Genomic DNA, 12,274 nt, shown 5'->3' on the forward strand with positions numbered 1-12,274 from the left:
ATTAAACCTGCACTTTTTAAAAAATCGTCTAAATTGAACGATTGAACCGTTCTTATGGTTATATAAAGCAGCCGAAAATTAGCACGGCGCTTATCTGCTTTGAGGGATTGTTATGAAGCTCCAGCAATTGCGCTACATCTGGGAAGTTGCGCACCACGATCTCAACGTGTCTGCTACTGCACAGAGTCTTTACACCTCACAACCGGGCATCAGTAAGCAGATTCGTCTACTGGAGGATGAGTTGGGCGTTGAAGTCTTCGCCCGTAGCGGTAAACACCTGACACGGGTCACCCCAGCGGGTGAGCGAATCATCACCACTGCCGGTGAAATTCTGCGCAAGGTCGAGAGTATCAAGCAGATCGCACAAGAGTTTTCCAATGAAAAGAAGGGCACGTTGTCCATTGCCACCACCCATACTCAGGCACGTTATGCATTGCCCAAGGTGATCAGTGGGTTTATCAAGCAATACCCGGACGTGTCTTTGCATATGCATCAAGGTACGCCATTGCAGATTGCCGAAATGGCTGCGGATGGGACAGTTGATTTTGCCATCGCCACAGAAGGCCTTGAACTCTTCAACGACTTGGTGATGATGCCGTGCTACCGCTGGAATCGCTGTGTGATTGTGCCTCAGGGCCATCCGCTGACCAAACTGCCTAAGCTTACGTTGGAAGCGCTTGCTGAGCATTCAATCGTCACCTATGTATTTGGATTTACAGGCCGCTCCAAGCTTGATGAAGCCTTCAGCCATCGCGGCCTGACGCCTAAAGTGGTGTTCACTGCGGCCGATGCCGACGTGATTAAAACCTATGTGCGGCTTGGCTTGGGTGTGGGTATCGTCGCTGAAATGGCGGTTGATGCCGTGCTTGACCCTGATCTGGTGGTGCTCGATGCCAGTGAACTGTTTGAGCCAAGCGTGACTAAGATCGGTTTCCGTCGAGGTACATTCCTTCGGGGGTTTATGTGCGATTTTATCGAGAAATTTGCCCCGCACTTGACCCGGGAAGTCTTGGCCAAAGCTGTTCAGTGCCATAACAAGTCTGAGCTTGAGGAGTTGTTTGAGGGTGTTGAATTGCCGACGTATTGATTCGGCTCATTAAAAAAAACCGGCAAAAAATGCCGGTTTTTTTGTTTCTGGGTTATCTATCAGGCCTTACTGATGATGTTCCCTGCATGCAAGCCACACTCTTTTTGCGTGGCTTCTTCCCACCACCAGCGACCTTCGCGCTCGTGCTGGTTGGGAAGAACAGGGCGGGTGCAAGGTTCACAGCCGATGCTGATAAAGCCGCGTTCGTGCAGGGCGTTGTAAGGCAGCTCAAGGGCGCGAATATAGTTCCACACCTCTTCGCTGGACATTTGCGCCAGCGGGTTGAATTTGTAGAGCGGGCGGTCAGGCAGGGAAAAGGCGCTATCTACCTCAAGCACTGCAACTTCGCTACGGGTACTTGGGCTTTGATCGCGGCGTTGCCCGGTGGCCCAAGCTTTAACCGTTGAGAGCTTGCGTCGCAGGGGCGCCGTTTTACGAATCCCACAGCATTCTGAATGGCCATCTCTGTAGAAGCTGAACAGGCCTTTCTCTTTGACCATCGGCTCCAGTGCGGCCGGGTCAGGCGAAAGAATGTCGATGCTGATGCCGTAGTGTTCACGTACTTGGTCAATAAAGCGGTAGGTCTCAGGGTGTAGGCGACCCGTGTCGAGGCTAAAGACTTTAACCGCTTTATTGATCTTCCAGGCCATATCCACCAGCACAACATCTTCGGCGCCACTGAACGAAATCCACAACTCGTCGCCAAAATGCTCAAAGGCCAGTTTAAGGATCTCTTGCGGCGATTTTGTGGCGTAGATTGCCGCTGTTTCAGCTACATCAAATGGGTGACTCATCAGGGGTTATTCCTAATTATCATGGCGCTCAGCGCTTTGTGGGCATGATGTTATCAAATCGGGGATATGCCGCTAAATAACCAACTGCCATTGCAACTGATGCTTTTGTGCATATAGAGGCTCGTTGCGTAGCGTTTACCCAGCCGTTAGAGTGCCGTCTTCAATAAAAATACAGCTAGGAGTGTCCCGTGGAAATCGCTTGTCTCGACTTGGAAGGCGTACTGGTACCAGAAATATGGATCGCTTTTGCGGAAAAAACCGGTATCGAGTCGCTTAAAGCGACCACCCGCGATATCCCTGACTACGACGTATTAATGCAGCAACGTCTGCGTATTCTGGATGAGCACGGACTGAAGCTGGCCGATATTCAGGAAGTAATCGCGACGCTGAAGCCGCTTGATGGCGCCGTTGAATTTGTCGACTGGCTGCGCGAGCGCTTTCAGGTGGTGATTTTGTCCGACACCTTCTACGAATTTTCCCAACCGCTGATGCGCCAACTGGGCTTTCCAACGCTGCTTTGCCACAAGCTTGTGACCGATGAAAATGACCGCGTGGTTAGCTACCAGCTTCGCCAAAAGGACCCTAAGCGCCAGTCGGTTATCGCACTTAAAAGTCTCTACTATCGCATTATTGCGGCGGGTGACTCGTACAATGACACCACCATGCTCAGCGAGGCGCATGCCGGCATCTTGTTTCATGCCCCTGACAATGTGATCCGCGAGTTTCCGCAGTTCCCGGCAGTGCATACCTTTGACGAGTTGAAGCGTGAGTTTCTCAAGGCCTCAAATCGTCAATTGAGTTTGTAAGCCGGCGTCAGTCAAGCAAACGATCCGCTTTATGCGGGTCTTTTGCGTCTGCCTGGTGCAGATTACTGACTGAGCTGCTCAAGGGTGCGCAACAGCACATCAACCTTGGTCAGCGACTCTTGGTATTCAGCTTGCCACTGTGAATCAGCAACGATCCCGCCACCCCCCCAGCAGGTGATGGTGCCGTCTTTGGCGAGCAGGCTGCGGATGGTAATTGAGCTGTCCATCTCGCCGCGTATATCCAGATAAAACAACGACCCGCAATACAGGTTTCTGCGGGTGTCTTCCAGTTCATCGATAATTTGCATGGCGCGAATTTTCGGTGCGCCTGTGATAGAACCGCCGGGGAAACTGCAGGCCAGCAGGTCTAGGGGGTCTTTACCCTCTGCCAACTGGCCTGTGACAGCACTGACCAGATGATGAACATTGGGATAGCTTTCGAGGGCGAATAGTTCGGGAACTTTAACCGAGCCAACCTTGCAGCAGCGACCCAGGTCGTTGCGCAGCAAGTCAACGATCATCAGGTTTTCAGCACGGTCTTTTGCGCTGCTCAGTAACTCGGCTGCTTGCGCTGCATCTTTGTTCGGGTCGATATCCCGGGGGCGAGTACCTTTGATAGGTCGAGTCTCGACCTGGCCATTGTGAACCCGCATAAACCGCTCGGGCGACAAGCTGATAATTGCAGCACCCTCAGCTAAAGCCTGGAAGCCAGAAAAGGGTGTCGGGCAGGCCGCTCTAAGCGCTTGATAGGCAAGCCAGGGATCGCCCTTGTAGCGGGCCTGAAAGCGTTGGGCGAAGTTTACTTGATAACAATCGCCCGCCTGAATATAGGCTTGGATCTTTTCTATCGCGTGCTGGTACCTGTCGCGGCTCATATCAGCTTGAAAGCTGCCGTCGAGCTGGAAGCGTGTCCAGCTGGCGGACTCCTTCGCTTCGAATAGCTCAATCAGCCTGCCTCGGTCAGCGAGGCTCACCTGCGGGTGAAACACTAGCTGGGTCGTCAACAACTGGTGATCGCTGATAAGGGCCCATGCATACAAACCTACGCGCGCATCAGGTAATTCAAGGTCGTCGATGGCATGGCCGGTAATCGTTTCGAGGCGCCGGCCGAAGTCATAGCCAAAGTAACCGATTAACCCGCCGACGAAGGGTAGAGCAACATTTTCGGGCAGGTCTTCGCTGCTCAAGGTGCTGTTGGCAGTGCGCAGTCTTTGCAGAAAGTCTTTGGCTGACTCCATTGGCTGCGGCGACAGTTCAGCCAATGGCCAAGCGCTAATAAGGTCATAGCGTCCATGTTCCGCCACAGGCCGTCCTGCATCGAGCAAAACTGCACCGGGGGCATTTCTCAGGCGACTGAAATTTGAGCCCGGATTGGCTTGGTAGGGTAGGGCATAAACCTGAAAAGTTGGCATACGTGGCGTTCAAGCAGGTGTGGATGCGCATTGTAGAGTGCTAGCGCGGCTGGGCCTATAGCCTTTGCGTGGTTTGCGCACAGGCACATTGCTGATTAGTATTGAAGGAGTTCAAGGGAAGTGAACGTTTGTAACAATGTATGAATCACAGGGATCAGGTCATGGATGACATGAATGAAGTGCTGGATCAGCCTGCGGACTACAATCTGCCACCAGAGGCAGCTTCGACACAGGTATCAGAGCGTTACCTCGCAAGACCAACCATTCAATCAGCCCTCTCTACGCCGCCCATTGCGCGCTTGTTGGTGCTTGCCGCACCTGCAGGTTTCGGCAAGACTGTGCAGCTGGAAATTCTTGCAAAAAAGCGGGCTGAAGAGGGTCATTGTGTCGCGTGCTTGACCCTGACCGAAGGCTCGAACACGCCTCTGGTTTTCTTTCAAAAACTGGCCCATAGCCTGAATGATATTCAAGCTGGGCTAGGCGATATGGGCGAAACGCCAGCCCGAAACACCGGCTGTTTTGACCCCGTTCAGGCGATGGAATTTGTTTTAGGAAATATCCTACAGCTGAACAGGTCATTGTTGTTGGTGCTGGACAATTTCCAGCTGGTTACACATCCCGACTTGCTGAGTGCTATCAATCGTCTCGTCAGCTATGCCCCTCCTGGATTTTGCCTGGCCATTGGTTCCCGGGTTAAGCCAAGACTCAACGTGGCAACATGGCGCACAAAAGGCTATCTGATTGAGATCGGTGAACGCGAACTGCGCCTCAGTGAGGACGAAACGCGGCTTTACTTGCAGTGCTGTGGGCACAATCTCGATCGCCTCCCTTTGAAGAAAATCCATAGCTACACCGAAGGCTGGATTACGGGTCTAAAACTGTTGAGTGAGTGGCTCAAACTTAATCCACAACGGATTGAGCAATTGCTTGAATTTCAAACGGATCAAGCCTCGATCGGTAGTTACCTGGCAGAGGCTGCGTTCGATTTGATACCCCCTGATCGCCAGAGCGCACTGCTTAGTTTAAGTGTGGTTCAGCGCTTTAATGGCAATTTGGCGGAGGCATTGACCGGATGTGGTGATGGTCAGGCATTGCTTGAGGACCTTGAAAGCCTGCAGCTGTTCTTGATACCCCTTGACCGCGATCGTCTGTGGTTTCGATTTCACCGTTTCTTCGCTGAATTTCTCCGTGCGCTTTTGTACAAGCAGGATGTCGAGCGATTTAAACAGACCCATTTCAATGCCAGCTTGTGGTTTACCAATAACCACATGCAAAACTTCGCGATTGAGCATGCTTATCACGCACAAGACCTTGAACTGTTAGCCGCGCTAATTGATGGCTGCGGCTTGAGTTTGATTAATCGTGGACAGTTGAAGTTGGTGCATAAGTGGCGCCGGCATGTTCCCGATGAAATCGCGGTGAAATACCCCGTCTTGGTCTTGAGTGACCTATGGGCAAGCGTGGTTGATCTTGGGCTGGATGAGGCAAATCGGGCACTGGATGATCTACTTCTGCGTTGGCGGGAGGGTGACACCAACGCGCCCCTGACCGACAGCATGTTAGCGGCCTTGGCAATCAAGTCATTGATGGCCCTGCAAAAAGATGACCTGCGCACGTGCGTCAAGCTAGCGCGTCGGGTTGAGTTTCAACTGGGTGCGCGAACGGCCTTTCTCGAGGTGGCGATGTTGGCCATAGGGGCTTTGGCGAACGTGATGATGGGGTGGCACGAAGCGGCGCGTAAGCTGCTGACTCTGGCAAATCAAAGAAACCATTTTTTGGCGGGTAATTACCTGCACATGCAGCTCATCAATGTTGAGGTGTTGCTGTTGCTTGAACAGGGCAAGATCAAACAGGCAGAGCTGCTTTTCCAAACGCTGCGCGAGCGAGCAACCTCATGGTTTAACGAAAAATCCAAAGCCATCGTATTGCCAAAAATCACCCAAGGTCTGATTGCCTATCAACAGGGGCGGTACGAGGGGGTGGCTGAGACCCTAAAGCGCATGCTGTCAATTGTTGATGCTATTAGCCCGGTTGATATTTATGCCCAAGGGACGCTGTGCTTAGCGCACCTGCAGTACATGCAAGGCAACGCCAAAGAAGCCACTTCGACGCTGGTGTATATGCAGAACCTGGCGGCACGCAACAAGGCGTGGCGCTACTACGCGCAAGCAGTCGGTTATGAAATTTCGCGAATTTTGCAAGAAACCGGTGATGACCGCATAAAGCGGGCAGAACAGCGCTTGAAGAGCCTCAACTGGACCGATCTGGCGAGCAACTATGTACACATGCGTTTAAACCCCGTGCTCTGGGTTCAGGGCCTGACGCGCACACGGTTGCAGCAGGCACGTGGACACTACAGTGAAGCGTTGCATGAGATCACCCAGCTGCGCGGTATGCTGCTGGATGACTGGGAAGGGCTCGAGCGCATTCGCTTGGATCTTCTAGCGGCGCTTAGTTATCAGCAGTTGGGCTATCAAGAGCGCTCGCAGAGCTTGCTTGTTCAATGCTTGATCGCGGCCGAACGCGAAGATGTTCGCAGCCTGTTTCTGGAAGAAGGCGAGGCCATTCGCGGCATGCTTGATCAGCTTGAAACAGCTGAACGACAGCCTGCACTGCAGGATTTTATTCGCGGCCTGCTGGCACTCTGGCCCGGAGAGTCGGCCCAGCGCCTGCTTGAGACGGTTGAGGAAGCATTGACTGATCGCGAGCAGGAGGTGATCAGGCATGCGGCGCAAGGCATGTCGAATGAAGAGATCGGTCAGCAATTGACACTCGCCCTGGGTACCGTGAAATGGCACCTGCATAACATTTACGAGAAGCTCAAAGTACGCAATCGCACTCAAGCGATCAGGCGTGCCCGTGAGTTAGGGATGTTAGGATCATGAGTATTGAAACCGAGTTGAAGTCTACCCAAATTCGCCTGCTGTCGAGCAAGCTCGTGCCGGAACATCTTGGCACTGACCGACTGATGCCGCGCACGGTTCTGATCGACAAGATGTTCCGTTTGCGTGATAAACGTTTGATGGTGTTAAGCGCACCCGCAGGCTATGGGAAAAGCGCAGTCTTAAGCGAATACTATCAGCGCCTACTGGCCGAAGGTGTAAAGGTGGCCTGGCTGTCTTGTGATGCCTTGGACGCCGACCTCAGGCGCCTGCTGAGTTACTTGAGTGAAACGATAGCAGTTCAGATTCCAGGTTTCGCTGAGCCTGTCAGGCGGGGACTGGCAAGTGATAAGGCGTTGTCCGATCAGCAACTGCTGGCATTGTTTTTTAGTCAGCTGCAGTATGTTGAAGCTGAACTCTATGTGATGTTGGACGATTTCCATTGTATTCGTGACAGCAGTTTTGCCGAGCAGATCGAGCAAGCGCTGGAGCAACTGCCCGGTCACCTTCACTTCGTCATCAGCACGCGTTTTAAAGCAGGCATGTTTTCCAATGACGCAACAGTATGCTGGTTTGACGTGGACGACTTACGCTTTAACCACGATGAAGTGCATCAATACTACCGTGATATAAAATCGATTCAGGCCAGCGATCTCGATATTGCCAAGGTCTACGCGCAAACCGAAGGCTGGGTCACGGCTCTTCATCTTGCGTCGCTCATAAGTCCAATGCTGAGCCGGCGATTCACTCCAACGGTGAATATGCCCGGAACAGAACGTAATCTAGCTGACTATTTCAGCGAGGATGCGCTGGTTGATCTGCCCGCTCAATTGCAGCGCTTTCTGAATTACACCTCACTGCTGGATGAGTTCAATGCTGAGCTCTGTAATGCATTGACCGGCCGAGACGATGGCCAACAAACCTTGGCTTACTTGTGCAATGAGCAATTGTTTATTGTCGAGGCTGAACGTCGGGGTGGTTGGTATCGCTACCATCCATTGTTCGCAGAATATCTGCAGCGTCGCTTGGTAAAAACAGAAGACCCCACGCACCTGCTGCATGCAGCCGCGCATTGGTGTGAGTCACGGGACCTGCCTGAAAAAGCGATCAAATATGCGATCCGCTCCCGCGATTATGGCTTTGCCGCGCATCTGTTGGAGGCCTATGGCTGGAAATTGATAGCGGATGAAAAAGTCTATCAAGTGCTCGGTTGCCTACAGGATGTCCCGATTGAGGTCATTCAAGAATACTGCGTATTTCAGATTTTCTTCGCCTGGCAATTAGCCTTCGAGCAAAAGTACGCCGAGTCAGAGTCACTGATTGAGGAAATCAGCGCGCAACTGCAGGACGGAAGCACCGAGGAGATGAAACCAGGTTTCGTTGAGTTGTTTGCTGCTACACAAATCATCAAGGCCCTGGTACTGCTTTACCAAGACAAACTCGACAGCTGCCTGAAAGTGACCGCTCACTGGATAAAATTGGTGTCGGGTTCGCAGCCGTTGTTTTCAGCCTGCTTATCCTGTTTGCAGGCCGCTTGCTATTCATTGCAAGGCGCCTATGCAGAAGCGTCAAAGGCCATTTTTGCAGCGCGCTCGAAGCTCAGTGAAACCCAGAGCGATTACCTGAGCGTCGTCACGAGCATGATAGAGGTGTGCGTGTGCAAGCAACTTGGCGAGTTGCACAAGGGGGCCGAGATTGCTGAGCGTGCGCGTGAATTAGCCAGCTGTTTCCTGGGTGAGCAAAGCCGCGTGGGTGGGCCTCTGTGGTTGGCCTGTGCCGACATCCTCTATGAGCAGGGTGTTGACCAAGATGCTTTGAATGGCGTCGCGCAAGCGGCGGCATGGCGTGATGTAGTCACACCTGTCGAGCTGTTGAACCGTGGTCAGTTAGTCATCGTTCGTAAGCGTTTTTATGAAGGGCACACAGAGCAGGCATTGTATGAGCTTGACGAGTGGATTCTAAGCTTGCATGCCCCGGGTTATGAGCGTGTGTATGCGCAGGCAATGAGCTGTAAAGTGCAGTTCTTACTGTGGTTGCGCAGGCCCAATGAGGCTGAGCGCATCTGCCTGCAACTGAAGCAGCATCTCGCAGTGTTGCCCGCCCAGCGTCACGCAAACGCCAACATTAGTTTGGTTATGGCCGAGGCACGTCTGTCTCTTTCAGAACGGCGGGCGGATAAAGCGCTGACGGCGCTTGAGACCTGTTTAGGGGCTGACAACAGCCTGCCGATGACGGATCAAAACCTAAGACTATCGCTGTTACTTTCAGTGGCTTACTGGAGAAAAGGTAACACTGAACGCTCTTTTGAATTGCTAAAAAAAGTAGTTGAAAGTGGTGTAAGTCGTGGTTATCAGCGCTTATTTATCGACGATGCACTCTGGCTACTGCCGGTCATGGAGGCCTGGTTTTGTGTCGATAAGCCGGCGCAACAAAAGTGGCAATTATTGGGTGAAATGCTTCGCGCCCAATGCGAGGCATTTTCCATTGATTATCAACAGCTTGATGACAATCAGGATGTAAGCAACAGAGAGCGGGAGATTTTACGCTTCGTCGGGGCGGGCCTATCTAACCGCGATATCGCCCAAGCCGTACACCTGTCTGAAGCGACGATTAAGTGGCACCTGCATAATCTGTTTTCAAAAATGGGCGTAAAAAGCCGAACCCAAGCGGTGCTTAAAGGCAAGAGCCTAGGGCTGTTGAGCGAGGCATAGGTAGCCGTTAATAATTTCTGGATTTGATCCTCCATTCATTGGTTAGGGAGGCAGCAGCGGATTGCCACAGTAGGTTTAAGGCAGGACTTGATGCAACAGCATTAAGTGTTCGAGGCGGTATGACTAGGGAAGCAATATCACTTCGAATAGCGACACAGGTTGTCGTTCCCGCTGCTAGCGACAGGAGTCCATGGCAGCATCCTTCGGGATACTAAAACCGAGAACTGTGGAGATCACAACAATGAAAATTATTAACAAGTTTGCATTAGCAGCAACTGTCCTCGTCGCGCCGCTCATGGCGCAGGCTGAGTTGAAAGCCATGGATGATTCCGCGCTGGCAACAGTGACCGGTCAAGACGGTATCAGTATTTCGGGTGAGTTCAACGGCAGTATCGGCAGCGTTGTATACACCGACAATGATCCTGCAGGCGGCTCACTGCGCCTCGAAACCATCGCCTTTGATGGTTTCAACATCTCAGACGACGCCCCCATTCTGGTTGACGTAGTCACAACCAGTATTGGTGGTACCGACACAGAGCAACTGCAAATCGGTCTACCAGCTGTAACCGGCCAGTTGTCAGTGGGTGCTATCAAGGTGGGTAGCACAACAGCCGCGAGCATTGGTTCGCTTGCCGTGAGCGACATCAACTTGGCCGGCACTACTGTAAAAGTCTGGGGCCACTAGGCCAATAGCCTTTCTTAGCTATGACTCCCTGCCGGTGCCACTGGCAGGGTCTTTATCCTAAGACAGGACAAACTCCGATGATTGAAATATTACTCGGTAGTCTAATCGGTATCTTCGGTGTTACCGAAACGGTGGAGATCAAACCGCAACCGAAGGGACGCATTAATCTTTCGTCGGCGGTGCTTAACAGCCATCCGCTTAGAGAGTCCATTGAATTAGAACCCCTTAATCAATTGCAATTTAAGCGGGTTATTCGCCAAGCCTATGATTACAGCTGCGGTTCAGCCGCACTTACAACATTGCTTGATTACTTCTTGGGGAATAACTTAGAAGAACGCCAGGTTATGGAGGGGCTACTTAAATTCGGCGAGGCAGATAAAATTGTCGCACGGCGGGGTTTTTCGCTACTGGATATGAAACGATTCGTATCTGCGCTGGGCTATAAAAGTGGTGGGTTTCGAGCAACTTTTGCAGATTTGGAAGGATTGGAACATCCCGTTATTGTGCCAATAGAGTACGCAGGTTTTAAACATTTTGTGGTCGTGCGTGATGTGTTTGACGAGCATGTGTTTGTGGCGGACCCTGCAATTGGCAATATAAGTTTTACCCGCGTTCGCTTTGAGGCTGTTTGGGATAAGAATGTGTTGTTCGTTATCTATCCTAGCGAGGATGTCATAAATAATGCGCTTGCTTTAGATGACCACGATATGCGAGTGATTGATGATCGTACTATTTCACTGTTAGCGTTCCGGACATTTCCGGAAATTAATAAGTTTACTGAAAATCAAGCAACCGACCTGGGTTCCAATGGGGCGATCCAACATATTCGCCGCAAATGACTGTTGGTTGTTGTGTCGTGCTGTTCAAACAATAATAACGGAGTATTTTGTATGAGACTTGCATGCGCCATCGTTATATGCGCGCTATGCCTGTTTCCGGGTGTTAGCGTACGTGCAGAAGATGAGCCTGTTGATAGCGCTAGGGATGCTTTAGGGAAGCAGGATGGTGACGCAGACAGCGCAACCGCGCTGGCTGAAGTTTTCCAAGCCGCTGAAAAAAGCTACACGCTGCTTAAGAAAGGCGAGCGAACCCTTACCTATGGTGTTGATTATAGTTTGGTCAGGGACACCGTCATCGAAACGGTAAGAACAGGTGATAATTCATTTAGTGTAATCGGTCAGTCTGAAGCACAACATACCTTCACCACTTCGTTCACTTTCGACTATGGGGTATGGGACAACCTTACATTTAGTATTCGTCTACCATTTGTGGCGAAGTATGATACAGAGCGTGATTTGAATGCCTACAGCTTGGGCGATATTTCTGCGAGCTTACGCTGGCAGCCATGGAATGCGCAGCGTGGAGCGCCTGTTACCACTCTATATGCCTCTTTAGGGTTGCCAACCGGCGATAGCCCCTACGACATACAAGTCGATGATGACCTGTCGACAGGGAATGGCAGTTACAGTCTTAGCGCTGGCGCTAACCTGTCGTATGTTATTGATCCTGTCGTTCTCTTTGGTTCGCTAGGTTATACCTACAACTTTCCTATAAAGGATATTAATCAAGTTCGCGGCGGGCGCCTGTTAAAAAAGGTTGATCCGGGGTCTGCTTTTTCTTTCAATATGGGCTTCGCTTATGCCTTGTCCTATGACGTTTCTTTGGCCGCCTCTTACCAAATGGCCTATAACCTTGCACCGAAGTTCAAGTTTGAAGACGTTAACTTGAAAGGTCGTGAACAAACCAGTGCGGTCATGAATTTCTCATTGGGTTTGAGGACGTCGCCCGACTACATTGTCAATGTTAATGCTGGCTTTGGTTTAACAGAAGACTCTCCCGACGTCTTGTTGGGGCTGTCAATGCCACTCGATATCACTGGCCTTAAACCAGAATAAGG

The 12,274-nt window shown here is 51.5% G+C and carries 9 protein-coding genes; 7 read left to right on the forward strand and 2 right to left on the reverse strand.

The features are described from left to right. The first annotated feature begins 112 nt into the window (after nucleotides 1–112). Entirely contained in the window at nucleotides 113–1,087 is a 975-nt protein-coding gene (cysB, locus tag AACY09_RS20340) for an HTH-type transcriptional regulator CysB (protein WP_339490662.1), read from the forward strand. Between the two features lie 59 nt (nucleotides 1,088–1,146). On the opposite strand, the gene AACY09_RS20345 is transcribed toward cysB, so the two are convergent. Beyond that, nucleotides 1,147–1,881 (reverse strand): phosphoadenylyl-sulfate reductase, encoded by a 735-nt coding sequence (locus AACY09_RS20345; protein ID WP_339490664.1) that lies wholly within the window; start codon nucleotides 1,879–1,881, stop codon nucleotides 1,147–1,149. Nucleotides 1,882–2,069: 188 nt separating this feature from the next. Here AACY09_RS20345 and thrH point away from each other — a divergent pair, with 188 nt between their 5' ends. Continuing rightward, the gene (thrH, locus tag AACY09_RS20350) at nucleotides 2,070–2,687 is read left to right on the forward strand and encodes a bifunctional phosphoserine phosphatase/homoserine phosphotransferase ThrH (protein ID WP_339490666.1); all 618 of its coding nucleotides are present in this window, start codon (nucleotides 2,070–2,072) and stop codon (nucleotides 2,685–2,687) included. Between the two features lie 62 nt (nucleotides 2,688–2,749). On the opposite strand, the gene pabB is transcribed toward thrH, so the two are convergent. After that, nucleotides 2,750–4,099: an aminodeoxychorismate synthase component I gene (gene pabB / locus AACY09_RS20355; RefSeq protein WP_339490667.1), complete on the reverse strand. Its 1,350-nt coding sequence runs from the start codon at nucleotides 4,097–4,099 to the stop codon at nucleotides 2,750–2,752. A gap of 170 nt (nucleotides 4,100–4,269) precedes the next feature. Between pabB and AACY09_RS20360 the strand changes: the two genes are divergently transcribed. From AACY09_RS20360 to AACY09_RS20380, 5 genes are all read left to right on the forward strand, one after another. Then, nucleotides 4,270–6,984, forward strand: coding sequence for a LuxR C-terminal-related transcriptional regulator (locus AACY09_RS20360; RefSeq protein ID WP_445323902.1), 2,715 nt, complete (start codon nucleotides 4,270–4,272; stop codon nucleotides 6,982–6,984). After that, entirely contained in the window at nucleotides 6,981–9,692 is a 2,712-nt protein-coding gene (locus tag AACY09_RS20365; RefSeq protein ID WP_339490669.1) for a LuxR C-terminal-related transcriptional regulator, read from the forward strand. Before AACY09_RS20360 ends, AACY09_RS20365 begins: the two co-directional genes overlap by 4 nt. Nucleotides 9,693–9,933: 241 nt before the next feature. Continuing rightward, entirely contained in the window at nucleotides 9,934–10,377 is a 444-nt protein-coding gene (locus tag AACY09_RS20370; RefSeq protein ID WP_339490671.1) for a DUF6160 family protein, read from the forward strand. A 77-nt stretch (nucleotides 10,378–10,454) separates the two neighbouring features. Further along, entirely contained in the window at nucleotides 10,455–11,216 is a 762-nt protein-coding gene (locus tag AACY09_RS20375) for a C39 family peptidase (RefSeq protein ID WP_339490673.1), read from the forward strand. A 51-nt stretch (nucleotides 11,217–11,267) separates the two neighbouring features. After that, nucleotides 11,268–12,272: a transporter gene (locus AACY09_RS20380; RefSeq protein WP_339490675.1), complete on the forward strand. Its 1,005-nt coding sequence runs from the start codon at nucleotides 11,268–11,270 to the stop codon at nucleotides 12,270–12,272. The last annotated feature ends 2 nt before the right edge of the window (nucleotides 12,273–12,274 follow it).

Origin of the sequence: Pseudomonas sp. EL_65y_Pfl2_R95, assembly GCF_963971045.1 — a bacterium.
In the GTDB taxonomy this organism is placed as follows: Bacteria; Pseudomonadota; Gammaproteobacteria; order Pseudomonadales; family Pseudomonadaceae; genus Aquipseudomonas.